Annotated in this window: 15 protein-coding genes; 11 read left to right on the top strand and 4 right to left on the bottom strand. The window is 73.3% G+C overall.

From position 1 onward, the window contains the following. The first annotated feature begins 5 nt into the window (after positions 1–5). From QUV83_RS10735 to QUV83_RS10685, 11 genes are all read left to right on the top strand, one after another. On the top strand, positions 6–1,046 hold the full coding sequence (locus tag QUV83_RS10735; RefSeq protein ID WP_289564516.1) for a BMP family lipoprotein: 1,041 nt from the start codon (positions 6–8) through the stop codon (positions 1,044–1,046). A gap of 89 nt (positions 1,047–1,135) precedes the next feature. After that, complete coding sequence (locus tag QUV83_RS10730) at positions 1,136–4,042, top strand: ATP-binding cassette domain-containing protein (protein ID WP_289564515.1); 2,907 nt, start codon at positions 1,136–1,138, stop codon at positions 4,040–4,042. Continuing rightward, positions 4,042–4,986 carry an ABC transporter permease gene (locus QUV83_RS10725; protein WP_066582991.1) on the top strand — a complete coding sequence of 315 codons (945 nt, stop codon included), beginning with the start codon at positions 4,042–4,044 and terminating at the stop codon, positions 4,984–4,986. Before QUV83_RS10730 ends, QUV83_RS10725 begins: the two co-directional genes overlap by 1 nt. A 91-nt stretch (positions 4,987–5,077) precedes the next feature. Continuing rightward, complete coding sequence (locus QUV83_RS10720; RefSeq protein ID WP_289564514.1) at positions 5,078–6,025, top strand: nucleoside hydrolase; 948 nt, start codon at positions 5,078–5,080, stop codon at positions 6,023–6,025. Positions 6,026–6,027: 2 nt separating this feature from the next. Next, a complete protein-coding gene (locus tag QUV83_RS10715) occupies positions 6,028–6,969 on the top strand; it encodes a nucleoside hydrolase (protein ID WP_289564513.1) in 942 nt (313 codons plus the stop codon). A gap of 55 nt (positions 6,970–7,024) precedes the next feature. Then, positions 7,025–7,972 carry a nucleoside hydrolase gene (locus tag QUV83_RS10710; protein WP_289564512.1) on the top strand — a complete coding sequence of 316 codons (948 nt, stop codon included), beginning with the start codon at positions 7,025–7,027 and terminating at the stop codon, positions 7,970–7,972. 40 nt (positions 7,973–8,012) lie between these two features. After that, entirely contained in the window at positions 8,013–9,002 is a 990-nt protein-coding gene (locus tag QUV83_RS10705) for a nucleoside hydrolase (RefSeq protein ID WP_289564511.1), read from the top strand. Then, the gene (locus QUV83_RS10700) at positions 8,999–9,808 is read left to right on the top strand and encodes a mycofactocin-coupled SDR family oxidoreductase (RefSeq protein WP_289564510.1); all 810 of its coding nucleotides are present in this window, start codon (positions 8,999–9,001) and stop codon (positions 9,806–9,808) included. The genes QUV83_RS10705 and QUV83_RS10700 overlap by 4 nt, the downstream gene beginning before the upstream one ends. Before the next feature lie 68 nt (positions 9,809–9,876). Further along, positions 9,877–11,064, top strand: a complete 1,188-nt coding sequence (locus QUV83_RS10695) for an MFS transporter (protein ID WP_289564509.1) — start codon at positions 9,877–9,879, stop codon at positions 11,062–11,064. Beyond that, entirely contained in the window at positions 11,061–11,990 is a 930-nt protein-coding gene (locus QUV83_RS10690; RefSeq protein WP_289564508.1) for a pseudouridine-5'-phosphate glycosidase, read from the top strand. The genes QUV83_RS10695 and QUV83_RS10690 overlap by 4 nt, the downstream gene beginning before the upstream one ends. Beyond that, positions 11,971–12,918 (top strand): carbohydrate kinase family protein, encoded by a 948-nt coding sequence (locus tag QUV83_RS10685; protein ID WP_289564507.1) that lies wholly within the window; start codon positions 11,971–11,973, stop codon positions 12,916–12,918. Before QUV83_RS10690 ends, QUV83_RS10685 begins: the two co-directional genes overlap by 20 nt. 46 nt (positions 12,919–12,964) lie before the next feature. Here the strand turns inward: QUV83_RS10685 and QUV83_RS10680 are convergent, their stop codons facing one another. The 4 genes from QUV83_RS10680 to QUV83_RS10665 form a co-directional block, all read right to left on the bottom strand. After that, on the bottom strand, positions 12,965–13,543 hold the full coding sequence (locus tag QUV83_RS10680) for an RNA polymerase sigma factor (RefSeq protein WP_289564506.1): 579 nt from the start codon (positions 13,541–13,543) through the stop codon (positions 12,965–12,967). Continuing rightward, a complete protein-coding gene (locus QUV83_RS10675; RefSeq protein WP_289564505.1) occupies positions 13,540–14,211 on the bottom strand; it encodes a hypothetical protein in 672 nt (223 codons plus the stop codon). The genes QUV83_RS10680 and QUV83_RS10675 overlap by 4 nt, the downstream gene beginning before the upstream one ends. A 90-nt stretch (positions 14,212–14,301) precedes the next feature. Further along, positions 14,302–17,421 carry an AAA family ATPase gene (locus tag QUV83_RS10670; RefSeq protein WP_289564504.1) on the bottom strand — a complete coding sequence of 1,040 codons (3,120 nt, stop codon included), beginning with the start codon at positions 17,419–17,421 and terminating at the stop codon, positions 14,302–14,304. Further along, positions 17,421–18,647 (bottom strand): exonuclease SbcCD subunit D, encoded by a 1,227-nt coding sequence (locus tag QUV83_RS10665; RefSeq protein WP_289564503.1) that lies wholly within the window; start codon positions 18,645–18,647, stop codon positions 17,421–17,423. The genes QUV83_RS10670 and QUV83_RS10665 overlap by 1 nt, the downstream gene beginning before the upstream one ends. Positions 18,648–18,658: the final 11 nt, after the last annotated feature.

Below are 18,658 nucleotides of genomic sequence, written 5' to 3'. Positions count from 1 at the left end.
ACGACATGAAGCAGCGACTGATAAGCGGGGTGGCGATCGCCGCAGCGGCCACCCTCACCCTCGCAGCGTGCGGAGGCGGAGGCGAAGCCGCCGAGGAAGGCTCGGGCGGCGTCGACGGCGCGCTTTCCGTGGTGAACGTCATCAACGGCCCCCTCGGCGACCAGGGGTTCTTCGACGACGCCGCCCGTGGCATGGCCGCCATGGAGAAGGCCGGCAGCAAGATCCAGAACATCCAGAGCGACGCCGAGAACCCCGCGCAGTGGCGGTCCAACCTCGAGTCGGTCTCCGGTGGCGACTGGGACGTCGTGATCGTCGGCACCTCGCAGTTCATCGACATCCTCGACGAGACAGCCCCGAAGTACCCGGAGCAGAAGTTCCTCATCTACGACTCCGTCGTGGAGCAGCCGAACGTCGCCTCGATCGTCTACCGCCAGAACGAGGGCGCGTTCCTCGCCGGCGTGCTCGCCGCGCAGGCCACGGTCAACCCGGACAAGTTCCCGCTCGCGACCGGCAGCAAGAAGGTCGGCGTCGTCGGCGGCATGGACATCCCGGTGATCAACGACTTCGTCGTCGGGTTCAAGAAGGGCGCGGAGTCCGTGGACCCGGCCATCGAGGTGCTGGTCTCCTACGTCGGCGACTTCGTGGACTCGAACCGCGGCTTCGACCAGGCCACCGCCATGTACGAGCAGGGCGCTGACGTCGTGTTCCAGGTCGCGGGCGGCGCCGGCATCGGCGTGCTGCGCGCAGCCGAGGACAGCGGCCGCTACGCCATCGGCGTGGACTCGAACCAGAACCCGCTGCACAAGGGCCACATCCTCGGCTCGATGCTGAAGAACATCGGCGTCTCGCTGCAGGGCGCCGTTGACGCCCACGCGGCCGGCACGCTCAAGTTCGGCGAGACCACCGAGTACGGCCTGCACAACGACGGTGTCAGCCTCACCTTCGAGGACAACGGCGACATCGTCCCGAAGGACATCCAGGACGAGATCGCGACGTACTCGAAGAAGGTCGTCGACGGCGAGATCAAGGTTCCCACGGCGTACTGACGCCCCCACGGTGGCCGCCGCCCCGCCCCCTGTGGGCGGCGGCCACCGCACCTCCTTGAAGGCCACGACCCGAAGAGAGACGTCCCCTCATGGCCACACCCCTGCTGGAGCTCCGCCACATCACCAAGGCCTTCGGCCCCAAGGTGGCGAACGATGACATCTCCTTGTCCGTGCTCCCCGGGCGGATTCACGCCCTCGTCGGCGAGAACGGCGCCGGCAAGACGACACTGATGACGATGATCGCCGGGACGGCACAGCCCGACTCCGGCTCGATCCTCTTCGACGGCCGCGACGTGCGGATCACCAGCCCCCAGAAGGCCTCGGCCCTGGGCATCGGCATGGTGCACCAGCACTTCAAGCTCGTGCCGTCCCTGACCGTCGCCGCCAACGTCTTCCTCGGGCGCGAGCTGCGCAGCAAGGGCGGCACCCTCGACGCGAAGCGCATGGAGGCCGAGGTCGCCACGCTGAGCCAGCGCTTCGGCCTGGAGATCGACCCGCAGGCGAAGGTCTCCACGCTGTCCGTCGGCCTGCGCCAGCGGGTCGAGGTCCTCAAGGCGCTCAGCCACGACACCCGGCTGCTCATCCTCGACGAGCCCACCGCCGTGCTCACCCCCGGTGAGTCGGAGGAGATGTTCGCCGTCATCCGGTCGCTGGCCCAGAAGGGCTGCGCCGTCCTGTTCATCTCGCACAAGCTGGGCGAGGTGCTGGAGATCGCGGACACCATCACGGTGATCCGCGACGGGCAGTCCATCGACACCCGCCCCGCCGCGGGCCTGTCCCAGGCCGACATCGCGCAGATGATGGTGGGCCGCGAGGTGCTGCTGCGCATCGCGCACACCCCCGCGAAGCCCGGCGACACGGTGCTGGGAGTCGACAACCTCACCGTCGTCGACGACCGCGGCGTCACAGTCATCGACGGCCTGTCGCTGCAGGTCCGCGCGGGCGAGATCGTCGGCATCGCCGGCGTGGAGGGCAACGGGCAGTCCGAGCTCGCCGCCGCCGTCGCCGGCATGCAGGGCATCGACGCGGGCCGCATCGCGCTGGCCGGCAAGGACGTCTCCGGCGCCACGGTCGCCGCCCGACGCGCCGCCGGCCTCGCCTACATCCCCGAGGACCGCCACGAGGTCGGCACCGGCCCCTCGCTGTCGGTCACCGAGAACCTCATCCCCACCCACCTCACCGCGCCGATCGCCAAGCACGGCTGGATCAGCGGCAGCCGGGCCAACGCGTTCGCGCGGCGGATGATCGCCAACTTCGACGTGCGCGGCGCCCAGCCGTCCACGCCGATCCAGACGCTGTCCGGCGGGAACATCCAGAAGGTCGTCATCGCGCGCGAGTTCGAGAGCGACCCGAAGCTGCTGATGGTCAGCCAGCCGACCCGCGGCGTCGACGTCGGCGCCATGGAGTTCGTGCACAACGCGATCGTGTCGCAGCGCGACCAGGGCGCCGGCGTGCTGCTGCTGTCCGCCGACCTCAACGAGGTCATGTCGCTGTCCGACCGCCTGCTGGTGATGTTCCGCGGCCGGATCGTCGCGGAGTTCACGCAGGAGAACATGAGCGAGGCGGCGGTGGGCCTCGCGATGGCGGGCATCGCCCCCGACCCGCAGGACATGGCCCGCGCGGAGGCGTCGCATGCCGCGATCGCCGCCGAGCGCGCCCAGGCCGACGCGGCAGCCACCGCGGCACTGGCCGCCGGCGGCGACGCCCCCGCGGCCCCGCATGAGGCGGCGCCCGCGGAGCAGGCGCCGGAGAGCCTCCAGCAGCGCCTGGCCCGAGCAGGTGGGGCAGCCCTGCGGGGATCGGCCCAGCCCGTGATGGCCATCGTGTTGTCGCTGCTCATCGGCGCCATCGTCATCTTGGCGCTCGGGCAGAACCCGATCGCCGCCTACAACGAGCTGTTCTTCTCGAACTTCCGCGCCCCGTTCGGGGTGGCCTCGTTGATCTCGCAGTTCATCCCGCTGGCCGTGCTCTCGGCGGCGGTGATCATCTCGTTCCGCGCCGGCTTCTTCAACATCGGCGGCGAGGGCCAGCTCTTCATCGGCGCGTTCTGCGGCGCCTGGGCGGGCTTCACGTTCACGGACCTGCCGGCGCCGCTGCTCACCGTGCTGATGATGGTGTGCGGGATGCTCGGCGCGATGATCTGGGGCGCGATCCCCGGCGCGCTGCTCGCCTTCTGGCGGGTGGACATCATCGTCACGACGCTCATGATGAGCACCATCGCGACGCTGCTCACCGCCTACCTGGTGACCGGCCCGTTCCGGGACCCGGGCGCCGGCCTGGCCGCCTCGCCGAAGATCCTCCCGGGCGCGCGATTGCCCATGTTCAGCGCGCCGTACGGGCTGGGCATGGACCTCGTGGTGGCGCTGCTCATCGTGGTCGCCCTGGGCCTGGTGCTCACGCGCTCGGTGTGGGGCCTGCGGGTCCGCCAGCTCGGCGAGATGAACCGCTTCGCGGAGTACACGGGCGTCAACCCGAAGATGATGAGCATCCAGGTGATGGCCATCTCCGGCGCCGTCGCCGGGCTCGCCGGGACGCTGTTCGTGCTCGGCCCCAACGGCGGCCGGTTCCTCCAGACGTTCTCCCCCGGTTACGGGTTCCTCGGCATCACCGTGGCGCTGCTCGCCCGCCTCAACCCGTGGGCGGCCGTCCTGGCGGCGGCGTTCTACGCCAACATGATGGCCGGCTCGAACGCGATGCAGATCAACACCTCAGTGCCGTTCCCGCTGGTCAACGTCCTGCAGGGCCTGATCATCCTGTCGATCACCGCCGTGTTCCTGGTGGACCGCCGCACCCGTGACCGGATCCTGGCGATGCTGCCGGGCCGCCGCCGCGCGGCTGTGGCCACCGCCGGAGCCGGTTCCGCCGCCGTGGACGCGGCCCCGCACAAGGAGCCCGTGCTGGCTGGCAGCCCCAGCGGCGCCACACCGCCAGATCCTGGTGGCACACCCCCCACGTCGCACCGCGGCGCCGACGCCGAGTCCCGAGGAGACCTCTGATGGACGTCCTGGAGCAGATCTTCACCGCGTCCATGCTCTTCGTCATCCTGATGAAGGTGGCCCCGCTGCTGCTCGCCGCGATCGGCGGCGCGTTCACCCAGCAGGGCAACATCCTCAACATCGGGCTCGAGGGCATGATGCTGATCGGCGCGTTCACGTCGATCGCCGTGGGCTCCGCCACGGGCAGCGCCCTGGTCGGGGTCGGCGCGGCAGTGGCCGCCGCACTCGTGCTGGCCATGATCTACGCAGGGGCGACCCTGTGGCTCAAGGCCGACTTCATCGTGGTCGGCATCGGTGTGAACCTGCTGGCCGCGGGCCTGTCGGTGTTCTTGCTGCAGGTCTTCTACGGCAACCCGGGCGTCACGCCGCCGCATGCCAGCATCCGGCTGCCGCGCATCTCCCTTGGCCCGCTCGCGGAGATCCCGGTGCTCGGCCCCGCGCTGCACAACCAGACAGCGCTCGTGTGGTTCGCGCTGCTGGTGGTACCGATCGCCTCGATCGTGCTGTACCGCACCAAGTACGGCGTGCACCTGCGGGCGGTGGGCGAGGACGAGGCCGCCGCCGAGGCCGCCGGCATCGGGGTTCGCAAGGTCCGGTTCCAGAGCATCCTCATCTCGGGCGTCCTGTGCGGCATCGCCGGCGCGCAGCTCGCGATGGCGACGCTCGGCTCCTTCACCGCGAACATGACCTCGGGCCGCGGGTTCATCGCGGTCGCGGCCCTCACCTTCGGACTGGGCAAGCCGGTGCGGACGATGGTCGCGGCGTTCATCTTCGGCGCGGCGGACGCCATCGCCGACCAGCTCGGCATCGCCGGGTTCAACTCCAACCTCGCGTTGATGACCCCGTACGTCATCACGATCATCGCGCTGGTCCTCGTGGGCATCCGCTTCCACAAGGTCCGCACCAAGGCGCCGTCAGCGACGCCGGCCCCGCAAACCGCCTGACCCACCCCTCGCACCGCACGTCCCCACGGCGACGGCACGGCAGACGCCGTCGCTGTGGGCCGGTGCGCCCAGATCCCGCAAGGAGCACACCATGACCGAACGCATCATCCTCGACTGCGACCCCGGGCACGACGACGCGCTGGCGATGATCCTCGCGGCGGGCAACCCCGGCATCGAGCTGATCGCCGTGACGACCTGCGCCGGGAACCAGACGCTGGCGAAGGTCACCCGCAACGCCCTGTCGGTGTGCGCCATCGCGGGCATCGACGTGCCCGTCGCGGCCGGCTGCCAGGGCCCGATGGTGCGCCCGCAGATGGTGGCGCCCGACATCCACGGCGACTCGGGCCTCGACGGCCCGGTGCTCCCCGCGCCGGTCCGCGAGCTGGACCCCCGGCACGCCGTGGACCTCATCATCGACGAGGTGATGGCCGCCGAGCCCGGCACCATCACGCTGGTCCCGACGGGCCCGCTGACCAACATCGCCCTGGCGATGAACAAGGAGCCGCGCATCATCGAGCGGGTCAAGCAGGTCGTCCTCATGGGCGGCGGCTACACCCGGGGCAACCGCACCCCGGCGGCGGAGTTCAACATCATCGCCGACCCGGAGGCCGCGCAGGCCGTGTTCGCGGGGGCCTGGAAGGTCGTCATGGTGGGGCTGGACCTCACGCACCAGGCGACCGCCGACGCGGAGGTCGTCGAGCGGATCGCGGCCATCGACTCGCCGCTGTCGGAGTTCGTGGTGGAGATCCTCAAGTTCTTCGGCAAGACGTACCGCGAGCACCAGGGCTTCGACGCCCCGCCCGTGCACGACCTGTGCTGTGTGGCCTGGCTCGTGGACCCGAAAGTGTTCACCACCCGCAGCGCGTTCGTCGCCGTGGAGCTCACCGGGACGTGGACCACCGGTATGACGGTCACCGACTTCGAGTTCCTGCTGGGCCAGGCGCACAACACCGACGTGGCCGTCCAGCTGGACAAGCCGCTGCTGTGGGACATGACCGTCGACGCCATCGCCGCGCTCTCCGCCCAGAAGGCCGGCTGACCATGACCGAGATCATCTTCGACTGCGACACCGGCGTCGACGACGCCATGGCGATCATGTACGGCGCCGGCAACGGCGCGCAGTTCGTCGCGTGCACCGTCACGCACGGCAACGTGCCCGTGCACGTGGGCGCCCGCAACACGCTGACCATCCTCGACGCGGTGGGCCTCACCGACGTGCCGGTGCACCAGGGGGCCGCGCGCCCGATGGCGCAGCCGCTGCTCACCGCCGAGTTCGTGCACGGCCACGACGGGCTGGGCGACGCCGGGCACCCGCCGTCGTCACGCGAGCTGGCGGGCACGCTGGCCGCCGCGGAGATCGTCCGGCTGGCCCGCAGCCGCCCCGGCGAGCTCACGCTCGTGGCCGTCGGCCCGCTCACCAACATCGGGCTGGCGCTGCTGCTCGAGCCCGAGCTGCCGCGCCTGATCCGCCGCGTGGTGGTGATGGGCGGCGCCGCCGGGGTGCCCGGGAACGCGTCGGAGACCGGCGAGGCGAACATCTGGCACGACCCGGAGGCCGCGCAGCTGGTCCTCGACGCGCCGTGGGACCTGGTGCTGGTGGGCCTCGAGATCACGATGAGCACCGCCATGCCGCCCGAGGTCGTGGCCCGGCTGGAGGCCGTCGACACCCCGCACGGCCGGATGCTGTGGCAGTCGATGCAGCACTACATCGACGTGTACGAGCCGCTGGTGGGCATGCGGACGTGTGTGCTGCACGACCCGCTGGCCATGGCCCTGGCCCTGGACCCGGACCTGGCGACGTACCGCCTGGTGCGGGCCAGCGTCGAGCTGCGCGGCGAGAAGACCCGCGGCCAGGTCGTCGCGGACCTGCGCGGCTACGAGGCCGACCCGGTCGACCCGCTTGAGCCCTGCGTGGTGCGCCTCGTCGACACGCTCGACCTTCCCGCCTTCCACGAGAAGTTCCTGCGCGCCCTCGGCGCCTGACCCGCTGACCGCTTGACCGCCTGACCGGCCTCACCGCCGAGACGAAGGAGTGACCATGGCCATCCCCGTCATCATCGACACGGACCCGGGCATCGACGACGCCCTGGCCCTCATGCTCGCCGTGGCGAGCCCCGAGCTGGACCTGCTGGCGGTCACCACCGTCGGCGGCAACACCGGCCTGGCCCACACCACCGAGAACGCGCTGCGGCTCATGCACCTGCTCGGCCGGGACGACGTGCCGGTGGCCGCGGGCGCCGATGTGCCGCTCGTGCGCCGCGACTCCGCCCCCGACCCGAACACCCACGGCGAGGACGGGTTCGGCGGCGTGCGGCTGGACCCCGCGCCGCGCGGCGTGGACGCCCGCTCGGCCGTGCAGCTCATGGTCGACGTGATCGAGGGCTCGGCGGAGCCGGTGACGCTCATCGCGCTGGGCCCGCTGACGAACGTCGCGGTGCTGATCGCCGCGTTCCCGGACGTCGCCGCGAAGCTCGAGCGCATCGTCCTCATGGGCGGCGGCGCCCGGGTGATCGGCAACATGACGCCCGCCGCCGAGTTCAACATCTGGTACGACCCGGACGCCGCGGCGCGGGTCTTCGCCGCGGGCATCCCCGTGACGATGGTCGGCCTGGACGTCACGCACTTCGCGCTCACCGCCCCCGACGACTGGGACGGCCTGCGCGGCGGCGGGCCCGTCGCCCAGGCGGTGCTGGGGATGGTCGAGTTCTACACCGCCTACCACCTGGCGATGTCGGGCAACCCGTCCACAGCGCAGCACGACTCGCTGGCCGTGGCGGCTGTCATCCAGCCGAGCCTGGTGACGACTCGCAGCCTCTACGTCGACGTGGAGTGCGCCGGGGCCCTCACGCGCGGCATGACGGTGGTGGACGTGGACAACGTCGCCAAGGCCGCCCCCAACGCCGACGTGGCCCTCGAGGTGGACGCCGACGCCTTCAACCGGCTGCTGGTCTCCCGCGTCGCGGAGCTAGACGCCCGCCTGCGCTGACGCCCGGACCAGCACCACCAGCACGACAGGAGAGCACCACATGGCACTGAAGATGATCCTCGACTGCGACACGGGCGTCGACGACACCCTCGCGATCCTCTACGCCTCGCTGCACCCCGAGATCGACCTGATCGGCCTCGGCTCGGTGTGGGGCAACGTGGACGTGGCGACAGCCACCCGCAACTGCCTGCACACCGTGCATATGGCGGGCCGCCCGGAGGTCCCCGTGGCCGCCGGCGCCGCGGGCCCCATCGCGGGCGGCGAGGCCGTGTTCGCGTACCACGTGCACGGCGACGACGGGCAGGGCAACGCGGGCTCCGGCCGCGAGGTCGGCGCCGTCGTCCCCGGCAGCGCCGCCGAGCAGATCGTGCGGCTCGTCACCGCGAACCCGGGCGAGGTGGAGATCGTCGCGGTGGGCCCGCTCACCAACCTGGCGATCGCCCTGGGCCTGTGCCCCGAGCTGCCGAGCCTGGTGCGGGGCGTGACCATTATGGGCGGCGCCGCCGACGCCCCCGGCAACGTCACCGAGGTCGCCGAGGCCAACATCTGGTGCGACCCGGAGGCAGCCGCCGCCGTCTTCCACGCCCCGTGGCGGCTGACGATGGTGGGCCTGGACGTCACGATGCGCACCACGCTCGACGACTCGCACCGCGCGCGGCTCGACCAGGGCGGCACGGTCGGCCAGTACGTGTCGCGAATCCTCGACTTCTACTTCGAGTTCTTCGCCGGGGCGGCGTTCGGCGAGCGCCGCAGCTGCATGCACGACGCGCTGGCCGTGGCCATCGCCGCCGGCACGCTCGTGCCGGACCTCGCGCCCACCGTCAACGCCTACGTCGTCACCGGCGACGGCCCCACCCGTGGGCAGACGGTCTGCGACACCCGCGGCAAGTACATGGGCTTCCCCGCCCAGGAGGGCGCCCACTGCCAGGTGGTGCTGGAGAGCGACCCGCACTTCGGCGATCAGGTCGTCGCGCTCATCGCCGCCGCCGGCGACTCCGCCATCCCGCTCGACAAGGAGACCTCCCAGTGATCGATCTGACAGACCAGGTGGCGCTCGTCACCGGAGCCGGCCGGGGCATCGGCCGGTCCATCGCGGTGTCGCTCGCAGAGGCAGGGGCGGCTGTCGTCGTCACCGACCTCGGGCGCCCCGTCGAGGGCCTCACCTACGACCTCGCGTCGAATGACGACCTCGCCGAGACGGTGCGGATCATCCGCGCCGCGGGCGGCCGGGCGGAGAGCGTCTACGCCGACGTCCGCGACCACGCGGCGCTCGAGGCCGCGGTGCGCACGGCCACGGACTCCTACGGGCGGCTCGACATGGTCGTCGCCAACGCCGGGGTCGCGAGCTGGCCCGAGCTGACGTGGAAGGCCACCCCCGAGCAGTGGCAGACGATGATCGACGTCGTCCTCACCGGCACCTGGAACACCGTGCGGGCCGCCGTCCCGGCGATCCTCGAGGGCGGGCGCGGCGGGTCCATCGTCTTCGTCGGCTCCACAGCCGCCGTGAAGCCGCTGCCCACCATCGGGCACTACGCGGCGGCGAAGTACGGGACGGTGGGCCTGCTCAAGAGCCTCGCGCTCGAGCTCGCGGGCGACAGCATCCGGGTCAACGCCGTCCACCCGGGCGGCACCGGCACCGACATGACGCAGAACCCGGCGGCCGAGCACTGGCAGGCCACCGCCAAGGGCGTCGGCGGCGCCCTGGAGCTGCCGCTGCCCATCCACCGCATGGAGCCCGTCGACGTGGCGCACGCCGTCCGGTGGCTGTGCTCCTCGGAGGCCAGGTACATGACCGGCGCCGAGCTGGTGCTGGACGCCGGGGCGACGCTGCGTTGAGCCACCACGACAGCGAGCGGCCAGCCCGTCGCGCCGGACCCCGCCACCCGGGGCCACGGCGTGACGGGTTGACCCTCGCTGTCTTCGTGCTCGTCCTGGTCAGCGCGCTGCTGCAGGGCAGCCTGGGCGGCCTGATGCCGTTCCTCCAGGCGGACATCCCGATGTCGCACACCATCGGCAGCCTGCACATCACGGCGCTGGCCGTGGGCGGGCTGCTCGCGGCGACCGTCGCCGAGCGGGTCCGACGACGGCACGGGCGGATGCCGATCCTCATCGGCGCGGCAGTGCTCGGCGCCACGGGGGCCGCGCTGATCTCCACCGCGCAGACCGCCGTGATGAGCGTGGGCGCGCTCGTGCTGGTCGGGTTCGCCATGAGCTCCACGCTCATCGCGGGCCAGGCGCTGCTGGTCGCCCTGCACGGGCGGCACGGCGCGCAGATGATCGGCGAGCTCAACGTGGCCTACAGCATCGGCGCCGTGGCCGCCGCCGCCGCCCTCCCGGTGGTGGCGGCCACGGCCCTGGGCTGGCGCGGGTTCCCCGCCGTGCAGGCCGCGCTGCTGCTCGTCGTGGTGGTGCCCCTGCTGCTGCGGGGGCGCGCCGCCATGGACGCCGACTCCACCGGGGCCGCCAGTCGCCAGGCGGCGACCGCCCTGCGCCGGCCCCGGGCCGCCTACGCGGCCATGTGCCTGAGCGTGGCCGTGGAGTGGTCCTTCATCTTCTGGACGGCCACCCACCTGGTGGACGTCGGCGGGTTCTCGGCGCCCACCGCCGCCGGGGCCGCGTCGGTGATGTGGGCGGCCATCGTGGCCGGCCGCGTGCTCGGCAGCCGGCTCGTCGGGGTGCTCGGCGCGCCGCCCGTGCTGGTGGCCTCGCTGCTGGTGGGCCTGGCGGCAGCCGCCGTCCTCACCTTCGCGACCACCCCGTTCCTCGCCGTGCTCGCCGCCGGCCTCGGCGGGCTCGCCGCCGCCAACCTCTACCCGGCGTCGATCGCCCTGGTCGTCAGCGGATTCCCCCACCGGCCCGATGCGGCCGTCGCGCGGGCGTCGCTGCTCACCTCGGCCACCTCGATCGCCTTCCCGCTGATGCTCGGCGCCCTCGCCGACGTCGCGGGCCTCCAACTCGCGTTCATGGCCGTCCCCGTGACGGCCCTGCTCGCGCTCGGCGCCATCCGGATCGCCGGACCGGCGCCCACCGCGAAACCGAATGTCGCGGCTTCCGACCAGACCGACCAGAACTACCAAGGAGCCACCACATGAGCACCACCCCTGTCGTCCTGTCCGAAGCCGTCGCCGACGCCCTCGCCGAGGGCCGCCCGGTCGTCGCCCTCGAGTCGACGATCATCAGCCACGGCTTCCCGCGCCCGCGGAACCTCGGCGCCGCCCGCCACTTCGAGCAGCTGCTCGTCGACGACGGCGTCACCCCCGCCACCATCGCCGTGATCGACGGCGTGCTGCGGGTCGGCCTCGAGGACGAGCACATCGTCCGCATCGCCGAGGACACCTCGGTCATCAAGGTGTCCAGCCGCGACCTCGGCATCGCCATGGTCAAGAAGGTCACCGGCGCCACCACCGTCGCGGCGACGGCCCTGCTCGCGCACGCCGCGGGCATCCGGGTCTTCTCCACCGGCGGCCTGGGCGGCGTGCACCGCGGCGCCCAGGAGTCCTTCGACGAGTCGGCCGACCTGACCATGCTGTCGAAGCTGCCGATCACCGTGATCTCCGCGGGCGCCAAGTCGATCCTCGACATCCCGGCCACCCTCGAGCGGCTCGAGTCCCTCGGCGTCACGGTGCTCGGGTACCGCACCCAGCGCTACCCGGGCTTCTACCTGACCGACTCGGGCCACTCCATCGACTGGCAGGTCGAGACCCCCGAGGAGATCGCGGGCGTCATGGCCGCGCACGACTCGATCGGCTCCACGCACGCCGTGCTCGTGGCCAACCCGCTGCCCGTCAGCCAGCAGCTCGACCCCGAGCTGCACGACAGCGTCCTCGCCGCCGCGTTCGAGGCCGCCGACGCGCAGGGTGTGGGCGGCAAGGAGGTCACCCCGTTCCTCCTCGCGTACCTGGTGCAGCACACCGAGGGCAAGAGCCTGGACGTCAACATCGACATCGCCAGCAACAACATCACCCTCGGTGGCCAGATCGCGACCGCGTGGGCCGGTCGTGGCGCCGCGCAGCGCTGACGGCGCCCCGACGGGCGGGCCGGGAGGGGTCCTCGTCGTCGGGGACGTCATCAACGACATCCTGGTCCGCCCGCTCGCCGGGGTGACGGCCGACTCCGACACGCGTGCGGAGATCGTCCGGAGCCCCGGCGGGTCCGCCGCCAACCAGGCGTGCTGGCTGGGGAGCCTGGGCAACCAGGTCACGTTCGTGGGCCGCGTCGGGGCGTTCGACCACGCGTTCCACACGGACTTCCTCACCGGGTTCGGGGTTGACGCGCGCCTCGCCGTCGACTCCGCCGCCGAGACGGGGACCATCGTCATCATGGTCGACCCCGAGGGCCGGCGGACGATGCTCACGGACCGCGCGGCGAACCTCAACCTCACCGCGGACGACGTCCCCGCCGATCTGCTCGGCGCGGCGTCGATGCTGCACCTCACCGGGTACTCGTACTTCGAGATCGGGGTGCGCGGCGCCGCGATGACCCTCATGGACCGGGCCCGGAGCCTCGGCGTCCCGGTGTCCGTGGACCCGAGCTCGGTGGCGTTCCTGCGCGAGGTGGGGGCCGAGCAGTTCCTGCGCTGGACGGCGGGGGCGCGGCTCTGCTTCCCGAACCGCGACGAGGCGGAGGCCCTCACGGGGACCTCCGACCCGATGCTCGGCGCCGCCCGGCTCACCGAGCACTACGCGACGGCGGTGGTCACCCTCGACGGCGACGGCTGCGTCGTGGCGAGCGCCGGGTCCGACCCGGTGCACGTCCCGGCGGACCGGGTCGCCGCCGTGGACACCACCGGCGCCGGCGACGCGTTCTGCGCCGGGTTCCTGGACCACTGGTCCCGGGAGCCGGAGCCGGTTGAGGCTGCCCGGGCGGGGGCCCGGGTGGCACGGGAGGCGGTGGCCCAGATGGGCGCCCGCCCACCCCGTGCCGAGGTCAGCGGCTCCACGCCATAGCCGTTGGCCTGGACGCCGGGCCGGCCCTCACGGGGCCGGCCCGGCGTCACACACGTGCGGACGCCACCCTGCCCGGCGGCGTGCTCGGCGCCGTGCTCGGCAGCTCCCGGCCGGGGTGGCCGGCTCGGTCCGTCCGCTCGAGCTCCGCGCGCAACCGCCCTCGGGCGCGCTCGAGCCGCTTGCGGGTCGCCGCCGACGACAGCCCCAGGACCGTCGCGGCCTGCGCGGGCGTCAAGTCCTCCCAGGTGACCAGGGTCAGCAATTCGCGGTCCTCGTCCTTGAGCGCGGCCAGGGCCGTGTGGACGTCTCGGTGCGGCCCGGCGTCGGCGCGGGGCGCGTTGACCAGCAGGTGCTGGCGCAGCCGGTCGGCCAGTTGGGCCCGTCTGAGGCGGCCCCGGCGATGGTTCGCGAGCTGGTGGCGGGCGACGCCGATCAGCCATGCCCGCGCCTGGTCGGGCTCCGCCGGCGCCGCGTCCAGCCGACGCCAGGCGACCATGAACGTCTCGGCCATCAGGTCTGCGGCGTCCTGGGGCGGATCGGTGCGGCGCGTGAGGTAGCCCAGCACCGCAGGACCATGCGCGCCCATCAGGTCGGTGAACCGCTCCGCGTGGCGCGGCGACGTCACTGGACACCGCCGAGCGGGAGGCCGGCGCAGTTGCGGTCGAGCTCCTGCGCGACCCGGTCCCGGTCACCGCGTGCCGCGGCGGCGGCCACCTCCTCGAGGTTCGCCACGACGCCCCCGCCGTCCGTCTCGGACAGCCACGGCGAGCCGATCGCCTCACGGTAGGAGCTGAGCGCCTGCGCCTCGCCCGCGATGTCGCCCGCCTCGTGGCGCGCGTCCCACGACGTCAGCCACGCACAGGACGCGTAGTACCCGACGGAGCCGCGGACGCCCGCGTCGCTGACCGAGCCGGGGTGCTCGATCCCCTGGACGCGCAGCAACTCGACGTAGGCGGCGCGATCGGCGCCCGGGGGCAGCGACACCTGCTCCGTGTGGCGGGAGACGGTCTCGGCGAAGTCGGGCGCGGCAGTGCTGCGCCACACCGTCACGGCAGTGGCGGCCGTGAGGGCCAGGACGACACCGGCGACGGCCGGCGCGACGACCAGGCCGCGGCGCCGGCGCTTGAGCGCGACGACCGCCGCCAGGCGCGGCCCGGCGGGCTGCGCGGCCATCACGTCAGCGGCCATGGCCTGCAGCAGTCGGTCGACGTCCTTGTCCGGCTCAGCGCCGACCGGGCGCGGGGCGGCGTCCTTGAGCAACTGCTCGACGCGCTCAGGGCTCACGGGGTTCATGGGGCCTCCTCAGGCAGGTTGTACCCCAGGAATGTCCGGCACAGGCCCCACCGTGACATCCGCCGTGAAACCCACCGTCCGAGGGCGCCGTCAGCCCGCGCGCACGGACAGCGTGCTGGCGCCGTCGGGCAGCCGCCGCACCTCGATCCGCTCCGCGATGGACGCCTTGAGCGCCTCGACGTGCGAGACCACGCCCACCACGCGGCCACCGGCCCGCAGCCGGCCCAACTCGGCGAGCACCGCGTCGAGGGTGTGCGGGTCCAGTGAGCCGAAGCCCTCGTCGACGAACAGCGTCCCCAGGTCGATGCCGCCCGCCTCGGCGGTGACCACGTCGGCCATGCCCAGGGCCAGGCACAGCGACACGTAGAACGTCTCCCCGCCGGAGAGCGTCCGCGGGTCGCGGGTGGTCTCGGTGCGGTGGTCGATCACCCGCATCGACAGGCCGGTGCGCCGGGTGCGGACGTCTTCCCGCTCGTCGCTGCGCACCAGCTCGAACCTGCCGTCGGACATCACGGCCAGCCGGTCGTTCGCCGCCGCCACCACATCCTCGAAGCGTCGGACCAGCACGAACGTCGCCAGGGTGAGCGCCCGCGCGTTGTCCCCGCCCGATGCCGCGGCGAGGCCCGCCACCCGGGTCACGGGCGCCGCGTCGGCCAGCGCCCCCTCCAGTGCCTTGGCCGCCTCCGCCACCTGCGCCATGGAGGACTGCGCCACGGCTGCGCGCTCGCTGGCGAGTGCCGCGGCGCCCGCCAGGCGGGTGGCCTCCGCGGCGCGGGCCGTGTGCTCGGCGCGGGCCGCGGCGACCCGGGCCTCCAACTCGGCCGGGTCGGGGCCGGGATCGGGCAGGCCCGCGAGAGCCGGGTCCGCGAGCTCGGCGCGCACGCGCTCGACGGCCGCCTCATGCTCGCGCACGGCCTGTTCCAGCGCGGTCAGCGCCTCCGGGGCCAGCAACGAGGCCCGCGCGTCCTCCGCGTCGAGGAAGCCATGCTCAGCGAGGCCCTGCTCGAGCTCGGCGGTGCGCGTCAGGCGGTCACGGGTGGCCCGCTCCACGTCCCCGAGGGCGTCCAGGACGGCGGTGGCCGCCGTGATCCTGGCCCGGAGCGCGTCCTGCCGGGCCTGGACTGTGGGGCTGCCGGCGCGGGCCTCGTCGACGTCGTGCTCGTCGCGGACCAGTGCCGCGTCGAGCGCTGTGGCCCGCGCCTGCTCCGCGGCGCAGAGCTGCTCGAGCTCGCCGCGACGTCCGCGGGCGATCTCCGTCTCCTCGTCATGCGCGGCCAGGGCCGCCTGCGCTGCCAAGCGGTCCGCCTCGCCCGACTCCGCCATGCCCACGAGCATCTGCGCCTGGGCCAGCCTGCCCTTGGCCTGCTCGACGCTCAGCCCCTCGGCTGCCTCCTGCGCGGCGGCGAGCCGCTCGGTCAGCGCGGCCACCTCGGCGGCCTGCTCGGCGAGGACCGTCTCGGCGTTGGCCCGCTCCTGCGACGCGCGCTCGACGTCCTCGGCGGTGACGCCCGCCGCGTCGACCGGCGCCTTGGCGGGATGCTCGCGCGCCCCGCACACCGGGCACGGATCCCCCGAGGCCAGCCCACCGGCCAGTTCCCCGGCGATCCCGGCGATGCGCGCGTCGCGTGCCTGCGCCTCATGCTCCACCGCCCGGTGCGCGGCGACGGCCGCCGCGCCCTGGATCCGGGTCGCCTCGTCGAGCTCCTGGGCGGTGCGCTCCGCCACGCCCGCCGCCGCCAGCAGCGCCTCGGCGGCCTTCTCCTCGGCGCGGCGCCCACTGAGCTCGCTCATCAACTCGGTGGCCGTCGCGAGCTGGGAGACGATCTCCGCCCGCTCGGCTGGCCGCGTGGTGAGCACCTCCGCGAGCCGGTTCGCCTCGCTGCGCGCGGTGGCCAGCGACGTGTGCAGGTCCCGTGCCTCCCGGCGCCGCTCCGGCAGCTCGGCCTCGAGCGCGACCAGGCGGGTCAGGGTCGCCGCAGTCTGCTCGTCGCGACGGCGGGTGGCGTCCAACGCGGCGGTGAGCTGCGCGACCAGGTGCGTCGGGTCCACGGGCTCGTCGCCGGGCAACTCCTGCGGATGCCGCCCGAGCAGCCCGAACACGCGCGAGGTGGCCGGCAACAGCCCTGCTGGCGCCGCGGCGACGGCGGCGTGCACGGCGGACTCGGCGCTGGCCTGCGCGCGCACGGCGCCGTCCAGGCCGTTCATCAACGAGCGGACGGCAAGCGCCCGGCGCCCCCGATCGCGGCGCTCCACGTCCTGCGCGTGGGCGCCGGCCAGGGCCTCCAGCTCGTCCCGCTCGGCGCGCAGCATGCTGCGGCGGGCCAGTGCGGCCGCCACTGTGGTGAGGCTGTCGAGCCTTGTGGCTGCCTCGGCGGCGCCGAGCTCACCCCGCGCCTGGTCGGCCTGGGCCTGCCGGGAGTGCTCCAGGAGCCGCTCCACGTGGCCCTGCGCGAGCGCCACCGCCTGGCTGGCCTCGTCGGCGGCGGCAGCCTCCAGCTCGTGGGCGGCCGCTTCGTCAAGGGCCGCGGCCCCGGCGAAGTGCGCCGCCGCGCTGCGCAACGATCCCCGGGCCTCGGTGACCGCGCGCTGCGCCTCCCGGCGCATCTCCTCAAGCCGCTGCTGCATCTTCTCGTACACCTCGGTGCCGACGATCTTCTGCAGCAGGCTGCGCCGATGCTCGGGGTCGGCGCGCAGGAAGCTCGCGAACTCGCCCTGCGGCAGCACGATCGTCTGGACGAACTGCGCCCGGTCCAGCCCGATGATCCGCTGCAGCTCGGCCCCGGCCTCGTCGAGCCGGGTGGAGAGGATCTCACCCTCGGCCACGTCCCCGTCGTCCACCGCCTCCACCGGCAGCCGCCACAGCTTGACCGTCGACTGCTGCCGCGCGGTGCCGGTCCCCCGCTTCTTGGGCCGGTCATAGGCCGGGGTGCGGCGCACCCGGAAGGCGCCCGCGCCGGTCTCGAAGACCAGGTCGACGACGCTCTCCACGTCCTCGGGCGCGAAGGCCGAGCGCAGGCGCTCCTCGCTGGCGGCAGGTGAGGCGACCTTGCCGTACAGCGCGAACACGATCGCGTCGATGATCGTCGACTTGCCGGCGCCCGTGGGGCCCTCCAACAGGAACAGCCCGGAGGCGCCCACCGCCGTGAAGTCGATGACATGCCGGCCGGCGAACGGCCCGATGGCCTGGAGCTCGAGTGTGCGCAGATACATCAGGCGCTCCGCTCGGCAGCCGTGACCTGCTCATACGCCTGGCGCAGCACCGCGGCCTCGGCCACCGTGGGCGCCTGTCCGCTGACATGCTCGACGAACTCCGCCGCGACCTCCAGCACGTCATGCGCCTGCGTGACGGCTCCGGCGCGCACGGCGCCACCCACCCGCTCGGGTGGTCGGTGCTGGATCACCAGCGCGTGCGGGAACCGGTCCTTGACCCGGCGGTACAGATCCTCGGGCCGATGCGGGTCGGTCACTGTCACCCGCAGCCAGTCGTCGGTGTGGGCCTCGCCCGCGGCGCCCAGCAGCTCGTCGATCGGCCCGGTGAGCTCGGCCAGGCGGCGCGGCACCGGCGCCGGGATGAGCCGCGCGGCGGAGGCGTCGGGCAGGGCGTCCACGTCGAGCAGCACCGTGGACTTCACCTGCCGCAACTCGGAGAACGAGTAGGCCAGCGGGGAGCCGGAGTACCGCAGCAGCGGGCTCGGCCCGGGGCTGGCAGCAGCCTCAAGGCCGGGATCGGCCCCGACGCGCTGCGCCCCGTGCAGGTGCCCCAGCGCCACGTAGTCGACCCCCCGGAACACGCCCGAGGGCACCACGTCCACGCCGCCCACCCGGATGTCCCGCTCGGAGTCGCTCGGCAGCCCGCCCACCACGAAGGCGTGCGCGACCACGACCGCGCGCGGCCGCGGGGACCCGGCGCGCGCGGCGTCCGCGACCCGTCGGGCTAGATCGGCCCGCACGCGGTCCATCGCCGCGCCCATCACCGCCTCATGCGATCGCGCCAACGGCTCGGCGGCGCCGTCCTCCGCGAGGTCGCGGCGCACCACGTCGGGGTCCAGATACGGCAGCGCGTACACGAGCACGTCCCCGCGTTCGTCGGGCAGCATGACCGGCTCGGCCAGGCCCGACACGCGGCTGCGGACCCGCACGCGCTCCCGCATGAGTGCCGCCCCGAAGCCCAGCCGGGCCGCGGAGTCGTGGTTGCCGGGGGTGAGGATGACAGTGGTGTGCTCGGCGAGGCGCGCGAGCGTCTCGGACAGGAGCATCACGGCCTCGACGGGCGGCACGGCGCGGTCGTACACGTCGCCGGCGACGAGCACCGCGTCGACCTGCTCATCCCGGGCGACCTCGACGAGGTGGTCGAGGTGGGCCGCCTGATGGTCGAGCAGGTCCACCCCGTGCAGGGTGCGGCCCAGATGCCAGTCGGAGGTGTGCAGGAGCCGCATGTCGCGAACCT

Source organism: Cellulomonas cellasea (assembly GCF_030372105.1).
GTDB lineage: Bacteria > Actinomycetota > Actinomycetes > Actinomycetales > Cellulomonadaceae > Cellulomonas_A > Cellulomonas_A cellasea_A.
The sequence above is the reverse complement of the archived record's forward strand: the minus strand, read 5'-3'. Positions and strand labels throughout refer to the sequence as shown.